Here is a 24,389-nt window from a genome sequence, read left to right as displayed (position 1 = left end):
CCTGTTGCCGCCCGCTGACTGTCGGTGTCGTTTGCGACCATCGGACCCATGACTGACGAGGCGTTCTGGCAGCTGCTCGCCCGAGCCGTCGAGCAGCCCGGCGACCGGGCCGAGCGGGCGGAGTGGCTCACCGAGGAGCTGACCCGCCTGCCGGTCGCGCAGACCGCCGACTTCGCCCGCCACCTCGCCGCCGCCCGGGCCCGCGCCAACACCTGGCCGCTGTGGGCCGCGGCCACCGTGATCCGCGACGGCTGGTGCGCCGAGGGCGGCTTCCGCGACTTCCAGTTCTGGCTGCTCACCCTGGGCCGCGCCGACTTCGACCGGGTCACCGCCGACCCCGACACCCTCGCCGAGCTGCCCCAGGTGCAGGCCCTGGCCACCCCCGAGGCCGACTGGCCGGAGTGGGCCGCCCTGGACTCGGTGGCGCGGGACGCCCAGCGCGAGACCACCGGCGCCGATCCCACCCCGCCGGAGGCCACGCTGAGGCCGCCCACCCAGGCGTGGCCGCCGGCCGACACCGCCAAGCACCTGCCCCGGCTGACCGCCCTGTTCGCCGCGCCCCGGCCCCAGCCCGCGATGTGACCGCCCCGGGCCGAACGCCCGGGCTCGCGGGAACACCCGGGGGCGCCCGACTTGTTACGGTTGTGTGGTGAACGTCGAGGTGACGCCCCTGCCGGGTATCGGCACGCGCCAGGATTTCGAGTCCCGTTCGGGTCGCCGGATCGGGGTGATCACCCACCGGGACGGTCACTTCGACCTGATCGTGTCCAAGGCCGACGACCCGGACTCGTGCGCGGCGTCCATCCCGCTCACCGTCGAGGAGTCGGCCGCGCTGGCGAACCTGCTGGGCGCGCCGAGCCTGGTCGCCCAGCTGCGCGAGCAGGCCACCGGGGTCAACACCCGGCAGCTGCCGCTGGCCCCCGGTTCCCCGTTCGACGGCCGCACGCTCGGCGACACCGCGCTGCGCACCCGCACGGCGGTCTCGGTCGTCGCGGTCGTGCGGGCGGGCACCGTGCACCCCTCGCCGCGGCCGGACTTCGTCCTGGGTGGCGGTGACATGCTGGTCACCGTCGGCACCACCGACGGCCTCGCCCTGGCCGCCGACGTGCTCGACCGCGGCTGACGCGTGCACGGTTCAGCCATCTCGCTCATCGAGCTCGGCGCGGTCTTCTTCGGCCTCGGCGTGCTCGGGCGGCTCGCCTGGCGCATCGGCGTGTCCCCGATCCCGCTCTACCTGCTCGGCGGCCTGGCCTTCGGCTCCGGCGGGCTGGTCCCGCTGGAGGGCATCGACGGTTTCACCGACATCGCCGGGGAGATCGGCGTCGTCCTGCTCCTGCTGCTGCTCGGCCTGGAGTACTCCGCCGCCGAGCTGGTCACCGGCCTGCGCCGGTCCTGGCTGGCGGGCCTGGTCGACATCGTGCTGAACGCGGTGCCCGGCGCCGCGGTCGCGCTGCTGCTGGGCTGGGGCCCGGTCGGCGCGCTGGCGATGGCCGGGGTCACCTACATCTCCTCCTCCGGCATCATCGCCAAGGTCCTGGGCGACCTGGGCAGGCTCGGCAACCGGGAGACCCCGGTGGTGCTCTCCATCCTGGTGTTCGAGGACCTGGCGATGGCGGTCTACCTGCCGATCCTCACCGCGCTGCTGGCGGGCGCGACGCTGCTGGGCGGGCTCACCGCGGTCGGCGTGTCGCTGCTGGCGATCACCGTCGTGCTGCTGGTGGCGCTGCGCTTCGGCCGCTACGTCTCGATGATCGTCGACAGCCCGGAGCCCGAGGTCTTCCTGCTGCGCGTTCTCGGCGCGGCCCTGCTGGTGGCGGGCGTGGCCTCGCAGCTGCAAGTCTCCGCCGCGGTCGGCGCGTTCCTGCTCGGCATCGCGATCTCCGGCTCCACCGCGGAGAACGCGACCAAGCTGCTGGAACCACTGCGCGACCTGTTCGCGGCCATGTTCTTCGTGGTGTTCGGCCTGAACACCGACCCCAAGACCATCCCGCCGGTGCTCGGCTTCGCGATCGGCCTGGCGGTGGTCACCACCGTCACCAAGATCGCCACCGGCTGGTTCGCGGCCAAGCGGCAGGGGATCTCCCGCCTCGGCCGGGCGCGCGCGGGCGCCGCCCTGGTGGCCCGCGGCGAGTTCTCCATCGTGATCGCCGGGCTGGCGGTCAGCACGGGCGCGGTCCCCGACGAACTCGCCGCGCTGGCCACCGCGTACGTGCTGCTGATGGCCATCCTCGGCCCGGTCGCCGCCCGCGTGGTCGAGCCGGTGGCCCGCGCCGTCCAGCGCAAGACCCGCCCGGCGGTCTAGGCGCTGTTCTGTCGCCCGGCACGCGCGGACCGCGCCGCACGGCCCCTGACCGCACGGACGGAAAACCCAAGCACAACCAGGTACGAACGGCTTCCCACCCGCACGGCCAGGATCCACGCGGATCACGAATCCCACGCACAGACTCACCGAACAGCGCCTAGCCGCCCCCGCCACCAGACGCCGCCGAAGGGGCGCCCGTTGGTGATCTAGTCCAGGTCGGCTAAGAGCAGTCCGCTGCGCGGTTTCGGCGTGAAGTAGGTGCTCTTGCGCGGCATCCGCCCACCCGCGGCGTGCACGGCCTGCACGTCGGCCAACGGGACCGGGGCCAGCAGCAGCACCGCGTCGACGTCCGGGCCCGGGTCCCGTCCCTCGGGCAGCGTCCGCACGTGCGGGCCCTCGGGGTCGAGCCCGAGCGCGTCGTGCAGCAGGAGCGTCTCGACCACGGCGTGGTCGATGGTCAACGGCGGCGCGTCCGGCAGCTCCACGACCAGGTCGCGGGTCGCGGTGCGCACCACCACGGTGCCCGGCTCGGTGGGCGCGGGCGCGCCGTGGTTCCCCGAGGAGCCACCCGCCCACGCCACCGGCGCGGCCGTGCCGGGCAGCCCGGCGGCGGGCGCGTCGTGGACCGTGAGCCCGATGCCGCGCCACGCCGCCGCCAGGGCGTCCGCGTCGAGGCCGGTGCCGGTGAGCACGCGGTGGTACGGCCCGACCCGCAGCCCCGGTCCGGCGGTCACCAGCGCCAGCAGACCACCCAGGTCGGCGGCCGCGGCCGCGGCGACCCGGTGGTTGCCGTCGGCGACCATCAGCGGCTGGGCGGCGACCACGCCGAGCACCGCCTCGCGGATCGGACCCGGTCCGAGCAGCCACATCCGGTGCCTGCGCCCACTGCTGTCCACAGTGGACACCACCGGCGCGCCCGCGGCGGTGATGGCCTGGTCGACCGTCGCGGTCAGCAGCTCACCACCGGCCACCGGGACCAGCAGGGCGGCGCTGGTCGCGCAGCCGAGTCCGGTGAGGACGGCCGCCCGCTCGGCGACGACCTCGGGGTAGACCTGCTCGCTGTGGCGCACCCAGGACAGCCCGTCGGCGCCGACCGCGGCCACGTCCACCAGGCACAGTACCCCGGTGGCCGACCCGTCCGGACCGTCCACCCGGTAGGGCGCCACCACGTCGGCGACCGGCTGGTACGCCGCGCGCTCCAGGTCGCGCAGGGCCCGGCGCGCGCCCGGCAGCGCGTCGAGGACAGTGGCCTCCTCGGCCAGGGCCGCCGGGGTGCGGTGCGGGTGCTGGACCGCCAGCAGCGTGCCGCGCGCGGCACCGGGCCGGGCGAGCGCCGTGCTGACCCGGTAAGCGTCGGCGAACTCGTCGACGTCCGGTCCGGGCACCTCGGCGCGGACTATCCAACCCCGCCTGATCGGGCGGATCCATGCGGTCATGACCGTCATAGTGCCCCCGATGATCAGCTGGCGGTGAGTCGGCCGCCACCGAGGTGTCGCGGACGTGCTAGAGACCGACCGCGGTGTAGAGCCCGCCGACCTCGGGCCTGCTCAGCGCGCGCATCGAGCCGGGGCGCTGGTTGCCCAGCCGGACCTCGCCGATCTGGGTGCGCACCAGGCTGATCACCGGGTGGCCGACCGCGTCGAGCAGCCGCCGCACGATGTGCTTGCGGCCCTCGTGCAGCACCACCTCGACCAGCGCCTTGCCCGCGTGGTTGTCCACCAGCCGGAACGAGTCGACCTGGGCCGGACCGTCCTCGAGCGTCACCCCGTCGCGCAGCCGCTTGCCCACGTCGCGCGCGACCGGCCCGGGCACCTCGGCCAGGTAGGTCTTGAGCACCTGGAACGACGGGTGCATCAGCCGGTGGGCCAGGTCGCCGTCGTTGGTGAACAGCAGCAGGCCCTCGGTGTCGGCGTCGAGCCGCCCGACGTGGAAGAGCCGCTCGTTGCGCCCGCGCAGGTAGTCGCCGACGCACGGCCTGCCGCGGTCGTCCTCCATCGTGCTGTGCACCCCGCGCGGCTTGTTGAACGCCAGGTAGAGGCGGTCGTCGCGGACCACCACGCGCACCCCGTCGACGTGGATGACGACGTTGTCCGGGTCGACCCGCCTGCCCTGCTCGCGCACGACCTTGCCGTCGACGCTCACCCGGCCCTGATCGATCAGGTCTTCGGCGGCCCGCCGCGAGGCCACTCCCGCGTTGGAGAGGACCTTCTGCAGGCGTACGCCCTCGGGACTTTCAGACATCGTCTATCGCATCCACTTCTGGCAGCAGAGGAGCGATCGCGGGCAGGTCCTCCAGGGAGGAGAGCCCCAACCGCTCCAGGAACAACTCGGTGGTCCGGTACAGGATCCCACCCGTCTCGGCGTCGGTGCCGGTCTCCTCGATCAGCCCGCGCACCACGAGGGTACGGATGACCCCGTCGACGTTCACGCCCCGCACCGCCGCGACCCGCGAGCGGGTGACCGGCTGGCGGTAGGCGATCACGGCCAGGGTCTCCAGCGCGGCCCGGGTGAGCTTGGCCCGCTGCCCGTCGAGCAGGAGCTTCTCCACCACCGGGGCGAACCGGTCGCGGGTGTAGAACCGCCACCCAACACCGACCCGGCGCAGGTCGATCCCGCTGCCCTGCTCGGTGTAGCGCGCGGCCATCCGCCGCAGCGCCTCGCGCACCCGCCGGACCCCCTGGTCGACCGCGGTCGCCAACAACTCCTCCTCGGCGGGCGAGTCGACCACGAGCAGCACGGCCTCGAGGGCGGAGTCCAGGTCGGCGTCGTCGGTCAGGTCGGGGAAAGCGGACCCGGCTGCGACGAGATCAGCGGGCGAGTCCGGCGCCTGGTCCTCGGTGGGCTCGGCGTCGGCGTCCTCAGCGACGTCGGTGACCGACCCGGGCCCCGACAACTCAGGAGCGGGTACGTCACCGGCCGCGGGATCTCCACCAGGCGAGTCGTCGACCGGCGGCACGGCGGCGGGCTCAACGGCAGCGGCCTCGGCAACCGGCTCAGCGGCCGGCGCGGCCACGGCGTCGGCCGCGCGCGCCCCGTCCTCGGGCTCGACATCCATCTGGCGAATCACCTCTCCGTCCGTTGCACGCACACCATCCCAGCACCGGCCGGGTAAGCCAAAATCGTTGTCCACAACCCATTCGAGTGACACCACCCGCGGGAGGTCAGCCGTAGTCCTCGTCCTCGGTCCCGACCGGTGCGGCCGCGACGTCGTCCACCGGCCCGCCGGTCCACTCCACCCGGAGCTCGCCGAGCGGGTCCTCCTGTTCGAACAGGACAGTCGCCTCGCGGTAGAGCTCGAGCAGGGCGAGGAACCTGGCGACGATCTCGATCGTGTGCTCGCAGTCGGCGACCAGCTCGGCGAAGGTCGCGGTGCCCACCGCCGCCAGCCGGGCGCGCAGCAGCGCGGCGGTCTCGCGGACCGAGACCCGGCCCATGTGCAGGTGGTCCAGCGACACCGACGGCGGCGGTTTGGGGGTGAACACCGTCGCCGCGATCTTGGCGAAGCGGGCCGGGTCGACGCCGAGCATCACCTCGGGCAGCAGCTGCTGGAAGCGGTCCTCCAGGGCCACCGACCGCGGGTAGCGGCGCAGCGTGCTCGCCTCAAGCTCGGCGAACAGCGCGGCCACCTGCTTGTAGGCCCGGTACTGCAGCAGCCGGGCGAAGAGCAGGTCGCGCGCCTCCAGCAGGGCCAGGTCGTCCTCGTCCTCGACGTCGCCCTGCGGCAGCAGCCGGGCCGCCTTGAGGTCGAGCAGGGTCGCCGCCACGACCAGGAACTCGGTGGTCTCGTCGAGGCTCCAGTCGTCGCCGAGCGAGCGGATGTGCGCGATGAAGTCGTCGGTGACCCGGTGCAGCGCCACCTCGGTGACGTCCATCTGGTGCTGGGAGATCAGCTGCAGCAGCAGGTCGAACGGGCCCTCGAAGTTCGACAGCCGCACGGTGAACTTGCCGCTGACCGCGGCGGACCCGGCCGACGGCTGACCCGACCCGGCGGCCTGCCCGGACGGCGCGGTGGACTCGCCCACGGAACCGGCGGGCTCGACCGGGGTGGGCTCGGCGGGCGGTGCTGGGTCGGTCACCGCGGTCACTGGGTCCCGTCCGGGCGCAGCCTGCGCACCAGGACCGAGTCGGCGCCGTGCTCGGCGAGGTCGGCGAGCACCACCGCGACGGCCTCGCGCACCACCCGGCCGCGGTCGACCGCGACCCCGTAGCCCGCGCGCAGGTCGATGCGGGCCTGCTCGAGGGCGAGCAGTTCGGCGTCGGAGACGTAGACGGTGATCTTCGAGCTGTGCTTCTGGCGGGGCGTGCCGCCGGGGACCGGGTCGAGCGGGTGGGTCACCGGGCGATCACCTCGCGGGCGAGCTGGCGGTAGGCCTTGGCCCCCGCCGAGCGCGGCGCCCAGGTGGTGATCGGCTCGCCCGCCACGGTGGTCTCCGGGAAGCGCACGGTGCGGTTGATCACGGTGTCGAACACGATGTCGGAGAACGCCTCGACCACCCGGGCCATCACCTCGCGCGAGTGCAGGGTGCGCGGGTCGAACATGGTGGCCAGGATGCCGGTGATCTCCAGCTTCGGGTTGAGCCGCTCGCGGACCTTCTCGATGGTGTCGATCAGCAGCGCCACCCCGCGCAGGCTGAAGAACTCGCACTCCAGCGGGATCAGCACGCCGTCGGCGGCGGCGAGGGCGTTGACGGTCAGCAGGCCCAGCGAGGGCTGGCAGTCGACCAGGATGAAGTCGTACTCGTCGAGCACCGGCCGGATCGTGCGCAGCAGCGAGTGCTCGCGGCCGACCTCGGAGACCAGCTGCACCTCGGCGGCGGACAGGTCGATGTTGCTGGGCAGCAGGTCCATGTTCTCCACGCAGGTGCGCAGCACCACGTCGCGGATGCCGACTGAGCGCTCGATGAGCACGTTGTAGATGGTGCGCTCGAGCTGGTGGGCCGGGATCCCCAGGCCCACCGACAGCGCGCCCTGCGGGTCGAAGTCGACCAGCAGCACCCGGCGGCCGAACTCGGTGAGCGCGGCGCCCAGGTTTATCGTCGAGGTGGTCTTGCCCACCCCGCCCTTCTGGTTGCACATCGCCAGGACCCGCGCGGGGCCGTGGTGCTCGATCAGCGAGGGCTCGGGGATGTGCCGTCTCGGCCGCCCGGTCGGGCCGATCCCGGTACCACCGACGTCCTCTGGCCCGTCGTCGTCGGCGTCGGTGGCGGCCCGTGGGGCGATGCTCAGCTCCACGGCACCCCCGTGCGGAAGTGTCGACATGGCGATCTAGCTCCTTGTCGCCTGCGTTCCTGACACGCGCAGCGTAAGCGGGTACCGGTCAAGCACCAACGCGGCTCGCCGTCAAGACCTCAGCTGTCCACCCGCACGACCGCGCCGAGCACCGAGTCGAGCAGGCCGGGGAAGCGCCCGTCGAGGTCCGCGCGGCGGATGGAGAGCCAGCGCTGGTTGCCGTCCCGCCTCGTGTGGGTGACCCCGGCCTCGCGCAGCACCCGCAGGTGTTGCGAGAGCGTCGACTTGGCCACCGAGACGTCGAGGTTGCCGCAGGAGAGCTCACCCGCGTCGGCCAGCTGGGCCACCACCGCCAGGCGGGTCGGGTCGCTGAACGCGTGCAGCACCTCCGGCAGCACCAATCTGTGGGCGTCGGGCTCGTCCACCTCGACCATCGCGCACCTCCGGCCGACCAGGTTAGGCCACCGGCCGCGGGAAAATCAGTTGACTCCGCGATTGTCAGCCGGATACCGCACACCGACAGCCGACCGGGCGCCGTCCAGCAGCGCCATGATCGCCACGGTGTCGCCCAGCGGCACCAACGGGCTCTCCGCCAGACCCAGCCGCAGGCACCGCTCCACCTCGGCCACCTGCGGACCGTAACCGTTGCCGCCGAGCTCGTCGACCAGCGTCTCGGAGCCCGCGGCGGTGCGCACGACCAGCGTGTCCGGCCGGTAGAACGGGGTGCCGAACGACAGCGTCCCCGCGGTGCCCGCCACCAGCGCGGTGCACGGCGTGGCGGACTCGGTGGTGCACCACGCGTGGGCGAAGCGCCCGTCGGCGTAGGACCACTGCATCACCGTGGTCGAGTCCGACCCGGTGGGCGAGAGCTCACCTGTGGTGGCCACACCGTCGGGCGCGCCGAGGAAGATCCAGGCGAAGGTGGCCGAGTACACCCCGAGGTCGAGCAGCGCGCCACCGCCCGCGGCGAGGTCGAAGAGCCGGTGCGCCGGGTCGAACGGGAACCGTTGGCCGTGCTCGGCCGTCACCCCGATGACGCGGCCGATCGCACCGCTGGCCGCGATCTCCAACCCACGGCGCACCAGTGGGTTCGCGCGCATCCACATGGCCTCCATGCAGAACACGTCCCGCGCGGACGCCGCCTCGACGACCTCCCGCGCCTCCCAAGCGGTAAGGGTGAACGCCTTCTCGACCAACACGTGCTTACCCGCTTCGATGGCCAGCAACGCGTGCTCGTGGTGTTGGGCGTGCGTGGTCGCGATGTAGACCACGTCCACGTCGGTGTCGGCGACGAGTTCGGCGTAAGAGCCGTAAGAGCGTGGCGCACCAAGGGAATCCGCGAGGACGCGCGCGCGTCCAGCGTCCCGCGCGCCTACCGCGACGACAGTGCTATCGGGCGAGGCGGCAATGTCCGCGCCGACCACAGCGGCAATACCGCCCGCACCGAGAATGCCCCAGCGGACCGGGCGAGTGGGATCAAGAGGCGTTGGCACGCCTCCGACACTAACCCAGCGCGCGGGGGTGCGCGGTCGCGTAGACCTCGCGCAAGGTGGTCACCGTGACCAGGGTGTAGATCTGCGTCGTGGTCACCGACGCGTGTCCCAAGAGCTCTTGCACAACACGCACATCCGCGCCGCCCTCAAGCAGGTGGGTGGCGAAGGAGTGGCGCAGCGTGTGCGGAGACACCGCGGTACGGATACCGGCCTGCTCAGCGGCGACCTTGAGGACGTTCCACGCGCTCTGCCGCGACAGCCGCCCACCGCGCAGGTTGAGGAACACCGCGGGCGTGCCGCGCCCACGGGTGGCGAGCCCGGGCCGGGCACGCACGAGATACGCGTCGACGGCCGCCAGCGCGGGACGGCCGATCGGCACGAGCCGCTGCTTGCCGCCCTTGCCGTCGAGCAGGACGGTGCGCTCCACCGCATCGATGTCGTCGATGTCGAGCCCGACGACCTCGGAGATCCGGGCGCCGGTCGAGTAGAGCACCTCCAGCAGCGCGCGGTCGCGCAGACTGCCCGGGTCGTCACCGAGCGGGGTGTCGAGCAGCCGCAGCACGTCGGTCACCGGCAGCGCCTTCGGCAGCCTGCGCGGCGGCGTCGGCGGCTTCACCGCACGAGCGACGTCGTGCTCCACCAGCCCCTCCAGGACGGCGAACCGGTGCAGCCCGCGCACCGCCACCAGGGCCCGCGCCGCGGACGACGCGGCCAGCGGCGGGTGGTCGTCGTCGCCCTCGCGCAGCCCGGCCAGGAACGCCGAGACGTGCCGCTCCCCCACCAGGGTCAGGTCGGGGACACCCTCGGCGGCCAGGTGGTCGAGGTAGCGGCGCAGGTCGCGGGCATAGCCGTCGAGGGTGTTGGCCGCGGTGCCGCGCTCGACGGCGAGGTGGTCGAGGTAGGTGCGCAGCACAGCCTCGATCGGCTGGTTCGCGCTGGTGACCACGCGGGCAGCCTAGCCGTGCACACCCACGCGATCACCCAAGCGCGCCTACCACAATTCGTGGTGCCGACGAGCCCGACCCTGCCGACCACCGGGCCACGGACAGCTACCGGTCCGGTACTCGAGGAGCCCGAGCACACCGCAGATCCACGTCCCGACCGCGCCGCTCAGACCCGGCGCGCCTCGAACGCCCTCGGCCGCCCATCCCAGGGCGCGTCCACCCGCCGAGCCGGTGCGGCGCCGGAGTCGACCGCGTACGCGGCGAGCACGCCCGCCACGGCCGCGGCGTTGACGATCTCACCGCCGAGCGCCATCCGGACGGCCTCGGCCAGCGGAACCCGCCGCGCGACCAGGTCGGCCTCCTCCTCGCCGACCTCCGAACGCTCCACAGTGGACAGCCCGGTGGCGAGGTAGACCCGCAGCGCCTCGTCGGTGAACCCCGGGGACACCGCCACGTCGACCAGCACCGACCAGTCCTGCGCCGCGAGCCCGACCTCCTCGGCCAGCTCCCGCCGCGCGGCGTCGAGGGGGTCCTCGCCCGCGTGGTCGATCAGCCCGGCGGGCAGCTCCCACAGCCGCTCCCCGACCGGGTGGCGGTACTGGTGGATCAGCACCAGCGCACCGTCGTCGTCGAGCGCCACCACGGCCACCGCGCCGAGGTGCTCGACCACCTCGCGGTTCGCCGTGCCACCGCCGGGCATGCGGACCTCGTCCAGGCGCAGCGCCAGGATCCGGCCCACGTGGATGTCCCGGGAGGACACCACGTCGAAGGAGTGCCGACCCGGCTCGCTCACGCCTGCACCGCCACGGGCTCGTCGAGGTCGACCGGCAGCCGCTCGGCCTGCAGGTAGGCGACCGCCGCGCGGACGAACCCGGCGAAGAGCGGGTGCGGGCGGGTCGGGCGGCTCTTGAGCTCGGGGTGTGCCTGGGTGCCGACGAAGAACGGGTGCACGTCGGCGGGCAGCTCGACGAACTCGACCAGCCGACCGTCCGGCGAGGTGCCGGAGAACACCACACCGGCCGCGCTCAGCTGCTCGCGGTAGGTGTTGTTGACCTCGTAGCGGTGCCGGTGCCGCTCGGTGACCTCGCGCTCGCCGTACACACCGGCCACGACCGACCCGGCGGCCAGCGTCGCCGGGTAGGAGCCCAGTCGCATGGTGCCGCCCATGTCGCGCTCACCGGCGACCACGTCCTGCTGGTCGGCCATGGTGCTGATCACCGGGTGCGCGGTGGCCTCGTCGAACTCCGCGGAGTCGGCGTCGGCGATGCCCGCCAGCGCTCGGGCGGTCTCGATCACCATGCACTGCAGGCCCAGGCACAGCCCCAGGGTCGGGATCCGGTGCGTGCGGGCGTGCGTGATCGCGCCGATCTTGCCCTCGATGCCGCGGACGCCGAACCCGCCGGGGATCAGCACACCGTCCACGCCGGACAGCGCCGCAGCCGCCCCGGTCGGGGTCTCGCAGGCGTCCGAGGGCACCCAGACGACCTCGACCTTGGCCCGGTTGGCGAAACCACCCGCGCGCAGCGCCTCGGTGACCGAGAGGTAGGCGTCGGGCAGGTCGACGTACTTGCCGACCAGCGCGATCCGCACCGTCTCCTTGGGCTTGTGCACCCGGTCGAGCAGGTTGCCCCACACCGTCCAGTCCACGTCGCGGAACGGCAGCCCGAGCCTGCGCACCACGTAGGCGTCGAGGCCCTCGCCGTGCAGCACCCGCGGGATGTCGTAGATGGACGGCGCGTCCGGGGCGGCCACCACGGCCTCGGTGTCCACATCGCACATCAGCGCGATCTTGCGCTTGAGCCCGTCCGGGATCTCCCGGTCGGCGCGGCAGACGATCGCGTCGGGCTGGATGCCGATGTTGCGCAGCGCGGCGACCGAGTGCTGGGTCGGCTTGGTCTTGAGCTCGCCGGAGGGCGCCAGGTAGGGCACCAGCGAGACGTGCAGGAAGAACACGTTGTCCCGGCCGACGTCGTGGCGGACCTGGCGGGCGGCCTCCAGGAACGGCAGCGACTCGATGTCGCCGACCGTGCCGCCGACCTCGGTGATCACCACGTCCGGCGCGCGGCCGGTGTCGTCGGGCTCGGCCATCGCCCGGATCCGGGCCTTGATCTCGTCGGTGATGTGCGGGATCACCTGGACCGTGTCGCCCAGGTACTCCCCGCGCCGCTCCTTGGCGATCACCGTCGAGTAGACCTGACCGGTGGTCACGTTCGCCGAGCCGGACAGGCTGCGGTCGAGGAAGCGCTCGTAGTGACCGATGTCCAGGTCGGTCTCGGCGCCGTCCTCGGTGACGAACACCTCGCCGTGCTGGAACGGGTTCATCGTGCCCGGGTCCACGTTGAGGTACGGGTCGAGCTTCTGCATGGTGACCCGGAGCCCACGCGAGGTGAGCAACTGGCCGAGGCTGGACGCGGTGAGCCCCTTGCCCAGCGAGGAGGCGACGCCTCCGGTGACGAAGACGTGCTTGGTCGTCCGAGCGTGCTGCACCAACGAGGCTCCCGTGGTCGATTTGGAGATGTCGGCGGCGGAAGGACCGCGCCTGCCCACGGGGTTTCATGCTAACACCAGACCGGCGCGTGCCCGCGCCGCGCGGCCCCCGCCGTGTCGGCCGGGGCCGGCACGGCGGGGCTCACCGCTACGGGGTCGGCGAACAGGCGGTCGCCCCGACGACCACGTCGCCGGACACCCCCGACGGCGGCAGGAACCGCACGTGCGCCATGTTCAGCGCGATGCTGCCGTCGTTCGGGCTGGGCAGGACCACCTCGTTGAAGGTGATCGTGGCGAGCGTGACGCCGAGCAGGCTCTTGAGCTCGCGCTGGTAGTTGACCGGCACCGGGCTGGGCACCCCGGTCAGGCCGCTGAGCCCGCTGAACGTCCAGCCGACGGTGGTGCCGGTGTGCGTGGCGGTGCAGGTGACCTTGTAGGTGTTGATCTTCACCCGCGGCCCGCCGAGCAGCACCAGGCCGGAGAGCTCGAACTGCCCGCCGGTGGCCTCGGACTTGGTCGAGGTCGTGGAATTGACCGGGTCGACCACCGTCGTGGTGCAGGTCGAACTACCCGGGCCGAACTTGACCCCGGTCGCGGTGTCACCGGGCGAACTGGCCGAGGTCTGCCCGTCCACGGCGCAGACCGCCAGCGGCGGCACGGTGTCGGCCACCCCGTTCTTGACCACTGTGGCCGACCCGAGCCCGGCCACGCCCGCCGGGTTGGTGGCCAGTGCCGGGGTAGCACCCACGATCAGTGCCAGTGCCGCGGCCGTGGTGCAGAACGCCGTCCGCGCCTTGGTTATGTGCCCCATCTTCGCTCCCTTGTCGCCCGTGGCGGAACCGGTAGTCCCGCCACGGGCGACATCGGTTCCGACGATGCGAAAATGAGCACATCTCGCCTGCCCTTACCCGTCCGGGCCGGGCTTTCGCTCGTTCGTGGCGCGAATCGATGACAGGCCGCTACGCCGTCACTCCACAAGACCACGCAAACTACTCTGCCGGGGCTCCTGGGGCCGGGGCCTGGGCGTTGCCCGCGTTCCCGTACCGCCCGGACTTCTCCGCCAGCTGCTCGGCCAGCGCCAGCACCGCGACGACCTGGCCCGCCGGGGTGTCCGCATTGTCCACAGTAGACAGGATCGAGGTGGCGGCGGTGTCCGCCCGGACGACGCCGACCGCGCCGGTGCCCCCGGCCGAGCCCGCGCCGCCCGCGAGCACGGTGCCCGCGCCGGAGCGGTCCACCTGGGTGGCGAACCGGGCGATGGTCGCGGCCCGGTCGCCCGCGCCGCCGCCCGCCGCCGCGCCCCCGGTGAGCACGATCGCCAGCTGCGCGGGGCGCAGGTCCGGCGTGGCCTTGACGAACCCGCCGTCGGTGAGCCCGGCCAGCACCGCCGCCGACTCCTCGGTGGACAGCTGCGGTTTGTTGTCCGCCTTGCTGATCAGCAGCAGCGGCCCGAGCAACCCACCCGCCAGCGTGCCCGGGTCCGAGGCGGTGGGCAGCTGCGCGCCCGCGGGCAGCAGCCGGGTGACCACGTCCTTGAGCTGGTCGGCCCGCGACTGGTCGGCGAACGCCTCGGTCAGCTGCAGCTCCCCGGTGACGGTGGCGCCCGAGTTCAGCACCAGGCCCTTGATCGCGTCCCGGTCGGACGGTCGCGCGTCGGCGGTGGTGATCAGCACGACGGTGCGCTTGTCCAGCAGTCCGCGCACCGCCCTCGGCCCGACGGTCGCGGCGAAGGAGTCCGCGTCGCCCAGCTTGGCGTTGAGCGCGTTGCGCTGGTCCTCCAGCTGGGACACCTGCCCGCCGAGGTCGTCGTTCTGGCTGTTGAGCCCGGCGAGCAGGGTCCGGCTCAGCGTGGTCGAGCCGAGCACCACCCCCACGGCCAGCGCCAGCAGGACCGCGGCGATCGAGATGATGTGGTAGCGCAACGAGATCACGAGAACAGCCCCTTGAGCCAGGAGTAGAACGAGTCCCAGGTGTGCACGGCCCAGTCGGTGTAGGCGCCGCCCACCCCGGAGACCGCGACCGCGGCGGCGATCGCGGCGACGGCGGCCAACACCAGCAGCAGCACCGCGAACGCCGAAACCCGGCTGCGGTGCAGGGTCGCCACCGCCTTGCCGTCGACGAGCTTGCCGCCCAGCCGCAGCCGGGTGAGGAAGGTGGACGGGTTGGACCCGGAGCGGCCGCGGTCGAGGAACTCGCGCAGCGTCGCCTGGAACCCCACCGTCACCACCAGGGCGGCCTCGTTGGTGTCGGCGAGCACCAGCGCGAGGTCCTCGGAGTTGCCGGTGGCCACGAAGGTCACCGCGCCGATCCCGAGGTCCTGCACGCGTTCCAGGCCGGGCGCGTGCCCGTCGCTCTGCGCGGGCACCACCACCTCGGCGCCGCCGCGCAGCGTCTCGGTGGAGATCCCGTCCGGGTCGCCGACGATGATGTCGACCTTGTACCCGGCCGCGCGCAGCGCGTCCGCGCCGGACTCCACGCCGATCAGCACCGGCCGGTGCTCGCCGATGTAGCGCTTGAGCCGCTTGAGGTCCGCGGCGTGCTCGTGCCCGGGGGCGACCACCACGACCTGCCGACCGCGCATCGGGACGCGCACCTCCGGCACGCCGATCCCGTCGAGGATCATCGTGCGCTCGCGGCGCAGGAACTCGATGGTGTTGGCCGAGAACGCCTCCAGCTGGGCCGACATGCCCGCCTTGGCCTCGATCATCTGGTCGGCCACCGACTCCGGGCTCTGCCGGGTGCCCTGGGCGACCTCGCGCTCGCCGAGGAACACCCCGCCCTCGTGCAGCCGCAGCTTGCTGCCCTCGCGGATCGCCCGCAGCGCGTCCTGGCCGACCCCGTCGATCAGCGGCACACCGGCGTTGACCAGCACCTCGGGCCCGAGGTTGGGGAACCGCCCGGAGATCGACGGGGACGCGTTGACCACCCCGGCGACCTCGGCGCGCACCAGCGCGTCGGCGGTGGCCCGGTCGAGGTCGAGCTGGTCGAGCACCACGATGTCGCCGTGCGAGACGCGCCGGAGCAGGTCACCGGTCCGCCGGTCCACCCGCGCGATGCCGGTGACCCCGGGCTGCGCCGGCTGTGATCGACTGAGCAAACCGGGGAGCTTCATGGCCCGATGGTGGCAAACGGACCGCGCTTAGTCCGCTCGCCACGCCGGGCGCGGGCGAACGGGTGATGGGGTTGACCCGATGTCGATCTTGCCTGATCACCGGGCCGACGTGTCGTTTTCCCGCCCCGCCGCCCGCTTCTTGCGCTTGGGCCGCGGCTTCCCGGTCAGGTCCCAGTCGTGCTTCTCCCCGTCGGCCAGGGCGAGCAGCTCCTCGGCGTGCGCGCGCCCGGTCTCGGTGGACTCCATGCCCGCGAGCATCCGCGCCAGCTCGACCACGCGCTGCGTCTCGTCCAGGGTGCGCACGTCGCTGCGGGTGACCCCGCCGTGCACGCCCTTGTCGACGATCAGGTGCCGGTCGGCGAACGCGGCGACCTGCGCCAGGTGGGTCACCACGACCACCTGGTGGCTGCGCGCGAGCCGGGCCAGCCTGCGCCCGATCTCCACCGCCGCCCGGCCGCCCACCCCGGCGTCGACCTCGTCGAACACCAGCGTCGGCACCGGGTCGGAGTGCGCCAGCACGACCTCGATGGCCAGCATCACCCGGGACAGCTCACCACCGGAGGCACCCTTGTGCACCGGCAGCGGCTGGGCACCGTCGTGCGCGACCAGCAGCAGCTCCACGTCGTCCACGCCGTCGGCGCCCGCGTGCAGCAACTGGGCGCCGACCCGCAGCGCGACCGGGTCGTTGGCCTCGGCCTGCCGCGGCCGCACGGTGATCTGGATGCTGGACTGGCCCATCGCCAGCCCGCCCAGCTCGTCGGTGACGGCCTTGGCCAGCTCGTCGGCGGCCTCGGCGCGCGCGGCGCTCAGCGTCACCGCGAACTCGGCCAGCCGCACCGCCAGCGCGGACTTGCGGGCCGCGAGCTCGCCCAGCGCCTCCTCCGAGGTGTCCAGCCCGGCCAGCTTGTCGACCGCGTCGCGCGCCCAGGCCAGCACCCCGTCGACGTCGGCGGCGTACTTGCGGGTGATCGCCTTGAGCTCGGCCTGGCGGGCCAGCACCCGCTCCAGCGCGGCCGGGTCGGCGTCGAGGCTGTCGAGGTAGGCGGTCAGCTCGGCGCCCACGTCGGTGAGCAGCACGGCGGCCTCGGCCAACCGGGGCTCCAGCTCGCGCAGCCGCGGGTCCTCGGACCCGGCCAGCCGCCGCTGCGCCTCGCCGATCATGCCCAGCGCGCCGGGGGCGTCCGGGTCGCCGTCGGCGGAGCCGGAGACCGCGTAGCTCGCGCCGGTGGCGGCCTCGCGCAGCTGGTCGGCGTCGGCCAGCCTGCGGGCCTGATCGACCAGCTCGGTGTCCTCACCCGCCTGCGGGTCGACCGCGGTGATCTCCTCCAGGCCCATCCGCAGGATGTCGGCCTCGCGGGCCATCTCCTTGGCCCGGCGGGTACGGTCGTCGAGCTCGGCGGTGACCGCCAGCCACTCCTCGCGCACCGCGCGGTAGGCGGCGAGCACCTCGGCGAGGTCGTCACCGGCGAACCGGTCGATCACCGCGCGCTGCTCGGCGGGCCGCAGCAGGCGCAGCTGGTCGTTCTGGCCGTGCACCGCGATCAGCTGCTCGGCCAGGTCGGACAGCACGCCCACCGGCACCGACCGGCCGCCGACGTGCGCCCGCGAGCGCCCGTCGGTGCTGACCGTGCGCAGCGTGATCAGGCTGCCGTCGTCCTCGGGCTCGGCGCCCGCCTCGGTGGCGACCCGGGCGGCCGCGGTGTCGGTCAACCCCTCGAACCGGCCCTCGACCACGGCCTTGGACTTGCCACTGCGGACCCTCGACGCCTCGCCCCTGCCACCGGAGAGCAGGTGCAGCCCGGTGACGACCATCGTCTTGCCCGCACCGGTCTCCCCGGTCACCACGGTGAAGCCGCGGTGGAGCTCGAGCGTGGCCTCGTCGATGACGCCGAGGTCCTGGATGCGCATCTCGGCTAGCACAGGGCGCACCCTAGCGGCTCCCGGTGACACCGACGTGCGGCCGTCCACACGATCACCGCGACCGCCACCCGTGCACCGGCAGGGCGAACTTGTCGACCAGCCGGTCGGTGAACGGGTCGTGGCGCAGCCGGACCAGCCGGATCGGGGTGCGGCCGCCGCGCACGTCGATCCGGGTGCCCGGCGGGATCTCGAAGGTGCGCCTGCCGTCGCAGCACAGCACGGCGGGGTGGCCGTCGGGGTCGACCTCCACGCTGACCACGGAGTTCGGCGACACCGCGAGCGGCCGGGAGAACATCGCGTGCGCGTTGCTCGGCACCACCAGCATGGCCTGCACGTCGGGCCAGACGATCGGCCCGCCCGCGGAGTAGGCGTAGGCGGTCGACCCGGTCGGCGTGGCGCACAGCACGCCGTCGCAGCCGAAGGAGGACACCGGGCGGCCGTCCACCTCGATCCGCACGTCCAGGATCCGCTCGCGGCTGCTCTTCTCCACGCTGGCCTCGTTGAGCGCCCAGGTGTCGGCGAGCACCACCCCGTCGCGGGTGGCGGTGACGTCCACGGTCATCCGGTCCTCGACCCGGTAGTCCTCGTGCACGACCCGCTCGACTGCCTCGGCCAGCGCGTCGGACTCGGCCTCGGCGAGGAAGCCCACCCGACCGAGGTTGACCCCGAGCACCGGGACCCCGGCGGGGTGCGCGAGCTCGGCGGCCCGCAGCAGGGTGCCGTCGCCGCCGAGCACGAACACCAGCTCGGTGCCCACGGCGGCCTCCGGCCCCAGCGGCACCACCCGGCTGTAGCAGGCGGGGTTGAGGTCGGGCGCCTCGTCGTCGACCACCCGCAACCGCACCCCCGCCGCGGCGAACCAGCCCGCCACCTTCTCGGCGACGTGCCGGTTGTGCGCGTACCCGGTGTGCACGACCAGCAGGATCTCCCTCATCGCGGCCCCTCCTGGACGGCTGTCTCGACCAGTGCGCTCGCCTCGTCGTCGGCCAGCGGGTCACCCCGGCGCAACCAGGCGAAGTACTCGACGTTGCCCGCCGGGCCGGGCAGCGGGCTGGCGACCACGCCGTGCGCGCGCAGGCCGAGCTCACCGGCGGCCTTGAGCAGCCGGGTGACGACCTCGGCGCGCAGCTCGGGCTCGCGCACCACGCCACCGGTGCCCAGCCGCTCCTTGCCGACCTCGAACTGCGGTTTGACCATCGGCAGCAGGTCGGCGCCGGGGCCCGCGCAGGCGGCCAGCGCGGGCAGCACCAAGCGCAGCGAGATGAACGAGAGGTCGGCGACGACCAGGTCGACCGGGCCGCCGATGTCCTCCGGGGTCAGCGATCGGACGTTGGTCTTGTCCAACACGACCACGCGCTCGTCGTTCTGCAGCCGCCACACCAGCTGACCGCGCCCGACGTCGGCGGCCACGACCCGGGTCGCGCCGCGGCGCAGCAGCACGTCGGTGAACCCGCCGGTCGAGGCGCCCGCATCCAGGCAGCGCCTGCCTTCGACGGCGACCTCGGGGAAGGCGTCCAGCGCGCCGATCAGCTTGTGCGCGCCGCGGGAGGCCCAGTTCGGGTCGTCGACCAGCTCCCGGACCACGACCGGGGCGTCGGTCTCCACCCCGGTGGCGGGTTTGCTGGCGACGGAGCCGCGCACGGTGACCCGGCCCGCGGCGATCAGCTCACTGGCGTGGTCACGGGAGCGGGCGAGACCGCGGCGGACCAGCTCGGCGTCCAGGCGCGCCCTTCTGGGCACCGCTCAGACCTTGTCGATGGTGGCCAGGGCGGCCGTCAGCGCGATGTGCACCGTGTCGAACCGGTCCACGTGCGCGGCCACCGGCAGCGCGTCGAGCCCGTCCAGCCCGGCCATCGCCTCGTCGATCGCGGCGTCCCGGGGCGGGCCGGGGATCGGGGGGTTGTCCACCTGCACTCCTCCACGCTATCCGATCGTCGCTGTCCGATCTTCGCAGTCCGATCGTGGTGCCGCTCGGGATCAGCTCGAGCCGGTGAGCCCGAGGGCCGCCAGGGCGGGGTGGGCGTCGAGCCGGACCGGCCCGTCCAGTGCCCACCGCGCCGCGCACAGGGCCCGCAGCAGGTCCAGCGGGTCGCCTGCCCCCTCGACCCGGATCCGGTCGCCGTCGACCCGGACGTCCCAGCCCGGCTTGGGGCCGATCGCCACGGCGTCGGTGGTCTCGGTGACCGCTCGGATGTCCGCGGCCAGGTACGTCGGCCGGTGCTGCCGCGGCGCCTCCAGGACGTTTCGCGCCGTCGCCACCCCGGTGAGGACGAGGAGCGAGTCGAGCCCGGTGGCGACCGCGCCCTCGATGTCGGTGTCGAGCCGGTCGCCCACGACGAGCGGGTGCGCGGCCCCGGCGGAGCGGACCGACTCGTCCATCAGCGGGGCGGCGGGCTTGCCCGCGACCACCGGCTCGCGCTCGGTGGCGATCACGAGCGCGTGCACCAGCGCGCCGTTGCCGGGCAGCAGCCCGCGTTCGGTGGGCAGGGTGCGGTCGACGTTGCAGGCGACCCACAGCGCCCCCGACCGGATCACCAGCGCGGCCTCGGCGAGGTCGCGCCAGGCCAGATCCGGGGACAGCCCCTGCAGGACGGCCTTCGGCCCGGCGTCGGCGGTGCGGACGGGCACCAGCCCGCGCGCGGTCACCTCGGCGGCGAGCGCGGCGGTGCCCAGCACGAGCACGGCGTCCCCGGGCGCGAGCCGTTCCGCGACCACGGCGGCACCGGCCTGGGCGCTCGTGCTGACCTCGTCGACCTCGGCGTCGATACCGAGCCCGACGAGGTGCGCGGCGACGTCCTGCGGCGACCGCGAGGCGTTGTTGGTCACGAACCGCACCGCGGTGCGGTTCGCCCGCACCGCGGCCACGGCGGCCGCGGCCCCCGGGACGGCTTGGCCGCCCCGGTAGACAGTGCCGTCGAGGTCGAACAGGAGGGCGTCGTAGACGTCGACCAGCCGGTCACCCATCGCGGCGCTCGGCCTGACCGGTCCCCTCACCGTCCGCGTCGCCCTCGACCTCGCGGTCGACCGACGAGTTGGGTTCGGTGGCCGTCTTCTTGTCGTCCGCAGGCACCTCGGTCTCGGCGACCGTGTCGCCGTCCGCCGGGACAGCGTCCTCGGGGTCCTTGGACACCCCATCCGCAGAAGAGTCCGGAGTGGACACCCCAATGGGCTGACCCGCCTGCGGCAGCTCGGCTTCCTCGACCTCGTCGACCTCGTCGGCCTCGTCGGCCTCGTCGACCTCGTCGGCCTCGTCGGCCTCGTCGGCCTCGTCGGCCTCGTCGGCCTCGGAATCGTCCACAGTGGAGGTTCCGGGCACCGAGGCGGGCTCGGCAGCTTCCTCGGAGTCCACTGGGTCGTCGCTGTCGTCGCTGTCCGCGGTGTCGTCGCTGTCGTCGATCTCGACCGTCTCGCCCGGCAGCGCGGCGGCGATCTCGGACTCGTCGGCGCCGAGGGCGAACGCGCGCTCGGCGGCGTCGGTGTCCTCGTCGTCGTCGGCCTGGGCGGCGTGCAGGAACCAGCGGATGGCGTCCTCCGCGCGGCCCGCGGCCTCGAGGTTGTCGGCGTAGGCGTAGAACAACCGCGCGCTCCACGGGTCCCGGCGCTTGGGGTCTAGGTCGTCACCCTGCAGGGCGACGACCGCGGCCTCCAGCTGCCCCATGTCCCGCCGGGCACCGGCGCTGACGATGCGCAGTTCCACGGCGACGTCGGGGGTCAGGTCCTTGCCCGCCTCCTTGGCCAGCTCGAGGGCCCGCTCGGGGCGGCCCAGGGCGCGCTCGCAGTCGACCATCACCGCGATGTGGGCGTTGCCGCCACTCATCCGCCGGACGGCGCGCAGCTCGGACAGCGCCTCGGCCCACTCGCCCGCGTGGTAGGCGGTCAGCCCGGCGGCCTCCCGCACCATGGCGACCCGGGAGGCGCGCTCCCGGGCGTACCGGGCGTGCACGAGTGCGCGCTCGGGGTCCTCGTCGATGAGCATCCCGGCCGCGACCAAGTGCTTGCCGACCAGTTCCGCCAACGACTTGGGCAGGCTGCGCAGACCCGCGCGGGCCTCGACGTCGAGGGCGCTGTAGTCGGCGCCCTCCGGCACCGCCGGTCCGCTCTCCACCGGCGCCACGTCGCGGTCGTCCCGACGGGGTCCACGGCGGTCGTCCCGGTCGCCGCGATCGTCACGCCGGTCGTCCCGGCCACGCGCGGGCCGATCACGGCGGTCATCCCGGGACCGGTCCCGGTCGTCGCGACGCGGGCCACGATCATCGCGGTCGCCGTGGTCACGACGCGGGCCACGGTCATCTCGACCGCGGCTGTCGGCGGCGGGCCGCTCGCCCGGAACCTGGTCACCCCGAGTGGGGCTGTCCGCTTCGTCGCCACCGAGCACCGGGCGGTCGGCGCCATCCTGATCGGACCGCGGGTCCCCATCCCGATCCCCCTGAGCGGCAGGCCGTTCGGAGCGGTCGTCTCGGTTGAAGTCGCCGTCAGAGTCTCCGTCGGAGTCGCCGTCCTGGGCGCCGGGAGTCTCGCTGTCACCCGAGCCGCGGGTGTCGGACGACTCGCCCGAGTCACCCCGGCCGTCGGTGAACAGGAGGTCGTCGGGCTCGCCGTCGTCGGCGGTCAGCTCATCGCGGTCGTACTCGGCCGCAGGTGAACGCTTCGCGGAGTCGGCGCGGTCAGCCGAGCGCTCGTCCTGCTCAACCAGGTCGCGCGCGGGCAAGTCAACCGAGTCCGGACGGCTCGACGCATCGTCACCGTCACGCCGGTCAGTGGAGCGCGGCGCCCGGTCGTCACGGCGGTCGTCACGATCACGGCGATCGCCACGGTCGTCGCGGTCGGACCGGTAGCCACCCCGGTCCGCGGAGTCACGGTCCGGTCGGGCACCACGGTCTGCCCCGGTCCGGCCACCATCACGGCTGCCGCCACGGTCCGGACGCGAGTCACCCCGGTCCGAAGACCCGGCGCGGTAGCCCCCGCGGTCCGACGAGCCCGAGCGGTAACCCCCACGATCGGAGTCGCCACGGTAGCCGGCCCGGTCGGAAGACCCGGGACGGGAGCCGCGGTCGGAGTCCGAGCGGTTGCCCCGGTCGGAAGAACCCGAGCGGTACCCACCCTTGTCCCCCGAGTCGGAGCGGTAGCCGCCCCGGTCAGAGGACCCGGTGCGGTCGCCACCGCGATCCGAGGAACCAGACCGGTAGCCACCACGGTCCGACGAGCCACCGGATCGATCAGACGACCCACCCGCGCGGTAGCTCGGACGGTCCGAAGAACCCGAGCGGTAGCCGCCGCGATCAGACGACCCACCAGACCGGGAGTCGCCACGGTCAGAAGCCGGTCGCGAGTCACGCCGGTCATCAGATCCACCAGAGCGGTAGCCGCCGCGGTCCGAGGTGCCCCCGGAACGGTAACCACCACGATCCGAGGTCCCGCCGGAACGGGAACCCCCGCGATCGGAGGAAGACCCGCCCGAGCGGTAGCCGCCGGAGTCAGAAGACCCGCCGCGGTCGTAAGACCCTCCAGAGCGGGAATCCCCACGGTCCGAACCCGGCCGAGAATCCCGCCGGTCGCTGGACCCACCGGAGCGATAGCCACCACGGTCCGAACCCGGACGGGAGTCGCGCCGGTCGTCAGACCCACCAGAGCGGAACCCGCCACGATCGGAGGAACCGCCCGAACGGTAACCACCACGGTCCGAGCCGCCCGAGCTGTCCCTGTCACGGGAGTCTGAGCGATAGCCACCACGATCCCCGGTGCGGTCCCCACCCGAGGATCCGGCCCGGAACCCACCAGAGGGCCGATCAGAACGGAACCCACCGCGGTCGGAAGAAGAACGGTCACGGTCCGAAGACCCCGAGCGGTAACCCCCACGGTCACCAGAGCTGGACCGGTCTCGATCAGAAGACCCGGAGCGGTAACCACCAGTGCTACCCGAACCCGAGCGGTCCGAACTCGGTCGGTAGCCGCCGCGATCACCCGAGCCAGATCGGTCGGAACTGGGGCGGTAGCCACCGCGCTCGCTCGAACCAGAACGATCAGAATTGGGGCGATAGCCACCGCGCTCGCTCGAGCCAGATCGGTCCGAGCTGGGGCGGTAACCACCGCGGTCGCCGGAACCCGAGCGATCGGAATTGGACCGGAAGCCACCACGGTCACCCGAACCAGACCGGTCGGAGTTGGAGCGGTAGCCGCCGCGGTCGCTGGAACCCGGTCGATCGGAGTTGGAGCGGTAGCCGCCACGATCACCAGAGCCGGAACGGTCCGATGACGGGCGATAGCCACCGCGGTCCGAAGAGCCTGAACGGTCGCGGTCCGAGTTCCCCCGGTAACCGCCGCGATCGCTGGAAGTGCCGCGATCCGAGGAGCCCGGGCGGTAGCTGTCACGGTCTCCGGAGCGGCCGCGGTCGGCGGAACCCGACTTGTAGCCACCTCGATCAGAGCCGGTGCGGTCGCTGGGTCGGCCGCGATCACCCGCACCAGCACGCGAGTCGCTCGCGCCCGAGCGGTAGCCACCGCGATCACGGTCAGCGGAGGTCGGACGATAGCCGCCCCGGTCGTGGGAGGTGCGGTTGTTGCCGCGCTCGTTGTCACCGCGGCGCTGTGGGCCGTCTTGCTCTCTGCGGCGACCCGAGTCGCCACTGTCGCCGCGGTCCGCACCGCTCCGTCGCCCGAACTCCGACACGTGATCCTCCTGCGTGCGGTTTCCCGCAACCTCATCCACTGACACCGAAAGGGCCTGTGGAATGGCGCACGCGCTAGCGTGCCCCTCCACAGGCCCTTTCGGGAATGATAGTCCGGCGGCGTCCTACTCTCCCACACCCTCACGAGTGCAGTACCATCGGCGCAGGTGGGCTTAGCTTCCGGGTTCGGGATGGGACCGGGCGTTTCCCCACCGCTATGACCGCCGTAACACTATG

24 protein-coding genes and 1 rRNA gene are annotated in these 24,389 nt (G+C 73.2%); 4 read left to right on the top strand and 21 right to left on the bottom strand.

Going from position 1 to position 24,389, the window contains the following annotated elements:
• Window positions 1-48: 48 nt before the first annotated feature.
• The 3 genes from QSK30_RS32325 to QSK30_RS32315 all read left to right on the top strand — a co-directional run bounded on the left by QSK30_RS32325 (window position 49) and on the right by QSK30_RS32315 (window position 2,302).
• Complete coding sequence (locus QSK30_RS32325; protein ID WP_285508769.1) at window positions 49-582, top strand: DUF4240 domain-containing protein; 534 nt, start codon at window positions 49-51, stop codon at window positions 580-582.
• A gap of 67 nt (window positions 583-649) precedes the next feature.
• Window positions 650-1,123 carry a cation:proton antiporter regulatory subunit gene (locus QSK30_RS32320; RefSeq protein WP_285508768.1) on the top strand — a complete coding sequence of 158 codons (474 nt, stop codon included), beginning with the start codon at window positions 650-652 and terminating at the stop codon, window positions 1,121-1,123.
• Between the two features lie 3 nt (window positions 1,124-1,126).
• The gene (locus QSK30_RS32315) at window positions 1,127-2,302 is read left to right on the top strand and encodes a cation:proton antiporter (RefSeq protein WP_285508766.1); all 1,176 of its coding nucleotides are present in this window, start codon (window positions 1,127-1,129) and stop codon (window positions 2,300-2,302) included.
• A 206-nt stretch (window positions 2,303-2,508) separates the two neighbouring features.
• Here QSK30_RS32315 and QSK30_RS32310 read toward each other — a convergent pair whose 3' ends face one another.
• From QSK30_RS32310 to QSK30_RS32215, 20 genes are all read right to left on the bottom strand, one after another.
• Complete coding sequence (locus tag QSK30_RS32310; RefSeq protein WP_285508764.1) at window positions 2,509-3,738, bottom strand: DUF1015 family protein; 1,230 nt, start codon at window positions 3,736-3,738, stop codon at window positions 2,509-2,511.
• A 67-nt stretch (window positions 3,739-3,805) separates the two neighbouring features.
• A complete protein-coding gene (locus tag QSK30_RS32305) occupies window positions 3,806-4,543 on the bottom strand; it encodes a pseudouridine synthase (protein WP_285508763.1) in 738 nt (245 codons plus the stop codon).
• Window positions 4,536-5,357, bottom strand: a complete 822-nt coding sequence (scpB, locus tag QSK30_RS32300; protein ID WP_285508762.1) for an SMC-Scp complex subunit ScpB — start codon at window positions 5,355-5,357, stop codon at window positions 4,536-4,538. Before scpB ends, QSK30_RS32305 begins: the two co-directional genes overlap by 8 nt.
• A gap of 106 nt (window positions 5,358-5,463) precedes the next feature.
• Window positions 5,464-6,237, bottom strand: a complete 774-nt coding sequence (locus tag QSK30_RS32295) for a segregation and condensation protein A (RefSeq protein WP_502871922.1) — start codon at window positions 6,235-6,237, stop codon at window positions 5,464-5,466.
• A 146-nt stretch (window positions 6,238-6,383) separates the two neighbouring features.
• Complete coding sequence (locus QSK30_RS32290; RefSeq protein ID WP_285508808.1) at window positions 6,384-6,701, bottom strand: hypothetical protein; 318 nt, start codon at window positions 6,699-6,701, stop codon at window positions 6,384-6,386.
• A complete protein-coding gene (locus QSK30_RS32285; RefSeq protein WP_285508760.1) occupies window positions 6,635-7,561 on the bottom strand; it encodes a ParA family protein in 927 nt (308 codons plus the stop codon). The genes QSK30_RS32290 and QSK30_RS32285 overlap by 67 nt, the downstream gene beginning before the upstream one ends.
• Window positions 7,562-7,650: 89 nt before the next feature.
• On the bottom strand, window positions 7,651-7,965 hold the full coding sequence (locus tag QSK30_RS32280) for an ArsR/SmtB family transcription factor (RefSeq protein WP_285508758.1): 315 nt from the start codon (window positions 7,963-7,965) through the stop codon (window positions 7,651-7,653).
• Window positions 7,966-8,010: 45 nt separating this feature from the next.
• Window positions 8,011-9,024, bottom strand: coding sequence for a Gfo/Idh/MocA family protein (locus QSK30_RS32275; protein WP_285508756.1), 1,014 nt, complete (start codon window positions 9,022-9,024; stop codon window positions 8,011-8,013).
• Between the two features lie 10 nt (window positions 9,025-9,034).
• Window positions 9,035-9,970 carry a site-specific tyrosine recombinase XerD gene (xerD, locus tag QSK30_RS32270; protein WP_285508754.1) on the bottom strand — a complete coding sequence of 312 codons (936 nt, stop codon included), beginning with the start codon at window positions 9,968-9,970 and terminating at the stop codon, window positions 9,035-9,037.
• Between the two features lie 164 nt (window positions 9,971-10,134).
• Complete coding sequence (locus tag QSK30_RS32265; RefSeq protein ID WP_285508752.1) at window positions 10,135-10,761, bottom strand: NUDIX domain-containing protein; 627 nt, start codon at window positions 10,759-10,761, stop codon at window positions 10,135-10,137.
• Window positions 10,758-12,455, bottom strand: a complete 1,698-nt coding sequence (gene pyrG, locus QSK30_RS32260) for a CTP synthase (protein WP_285508750.1) — start codon at window positions 12,453-12,455, stop codon at window positions 10,758-10,760. The genes QSK30_RS32265 and pyrG overlap by 4 nt, the downstream gene beginning before the upstream one ends.
• Before the next feature lie 148 nt (window positions 12,456-12,603).
• Window positions 12,604-13,266 (bottom strand): hypothetical protein, encoded by a 663-nt coding sequence (locus tag QSK30_RS32255; RefSeq protein ID WP_285508749.1) that lies wholly within the window; start codon window positions 13,264-13,266, stop codon window positions 12,604-12,606.
• 178 nt (window positions 13,267-13,444) lie between these two features.
• A complete protein-coding gene (locus tag QSK30_RS32250; RefSeq protein WP_285508747.1) occupies window positions 13,445-14,386 on the bottom strand; it encodes a copper transporter in 942 nt (313 codons plus the stop codon).
• On the bottom strand, window positions 14,383-15,567 hold the full coding sequence (steA, locus tag QSK30_RS32245; RefSeq protein ID WP_285508745.1) for a putative cytokinetic ring protein SteA: 1,185 nt from the start codon (window positions 15,565-15,567) through the stop codon (window positions 14,383-14,385). The genes QSK30_RS32250 and steA overlap by 4 nt, the downstream gene beginning before the upstream one ends.
• 96 nt (window positions 15,568-15,663) lie before the next feature.
• A complete protein-coding gene (gene recN, locus QSK30_RS32240; RefSeq protein WP_502871921.1) occupies window positions 15,664-17,475 on the bottom strand; it encodes a DNA repair protein RecN in 1,812 nt (603 codons plus the stop codon).
• A gap of 64 nt (window positions 17,476-17,539) precedes the next feature.
• Complete coding sequence (locus QSK30_RS32235) at window positions 17,540-18,421, bottom strand: NAD kinase (RefSeq protein WP_285508741.1); 882 nt, start codon at window positions 18,419-18,421, stop codon at window positions 17,540-17,542.
• Window positions 18,418-19,227 carry a TlyA family RNA methyltransferase gene (locus tag QSK30_RS32230; protein WP_285508739.1) on the bottom strand — a complete coding sequence of 270 codons (810 nt, stop codon included), beginning with the start codon at window positions 19,225-19,227 and terminating at the stop codon, window positions 18,418-18,420. Before QSK30_RS32230 ends, QSK30_RS32235 begins: the two co-directional genes overlap by 4 nt.
• A 3-nt stretch (window positions 19,228-19,230) precedes the next feature.
• On the bottom strand, window positions 19,231-19,395 hold the full coding sequence (locus QSK30_RS32225; protein WP_285508811.1) for a hypothetical protein: 165 nt from the start codon (window positions 19,393-19,395) through the stop codon (window positions 19,231-19,233).
• A gap of 69 nt (window positions 19,396-19,464) precedes the next feature.
• Window positions 19,465-20,451: an HAD-IIA family hydrolase gene (locus QSK30_RS32220; protein ID WP_285508737.1), complete on the bottom strand. Its 987-nt coding sequence runs from the start codon at window positions 20,449-20,451 to the stop codon at window positions 19,465-19,467.
• Window positions 20,444-21,592, bottom strand: a complete 1,149-nt coding sequence (locus QSK30_RS32215; RefSeq protein ID WP_285508735.1) for a tetratricopeptide repeat protein — start codon at window positions 21,590-21,592, stop codon at window positions 20,444-20,446. The genes QSK30_RS32220 and QSK30_RS32215 overlap by 8 nt, the downstream gene beginning before the upstream one ends.
• 159 nt (window positions 21,593-21,751) lie before the next feature.
• Here QSK30_RS32215 and QSK30_RS32210 point away from each other — a divergent pair, with 159 nt between their 5' ends.
• Window positions 21,752-22,129 (top strand): hypothetical protein, encoded by a 378-nt coding sequence (locus tag QSK30_RS32210; RefSeq protein WP_285508734.1) that lies wholly within the window; start codon window positions 21,752-21,754, stop codon window positions 22,127-22,129.
• A gap of 2,135 nt (window positions 22,130-24,264) precedes the next feature.
• On the opposite strand, the gene rrf is transcribed toward QSK30_RS32210, so the two are convergent.
• Window positions 24,265-24,381 (bottom strand): 5S ribosomal RNA (rrf, locus tag QSK30_RS32205).
• Window positions 24,382-24,389 lie beyond the last annotated feature (8 nt).

Source organism: Actinokineospora sp. NBRC 105648 (assembly GCF_030269645.1).
Classification (GTDB): Bacteria; Actinomycetota; Actinomycetes; order Mycobacteriales; family Pseudonocardiaceae; genus Actinokineospora.
Note: the sequence above shows the minus strand (reverse complement) of the source record. Positions and strands in the feature narration are given on the sequence as shown.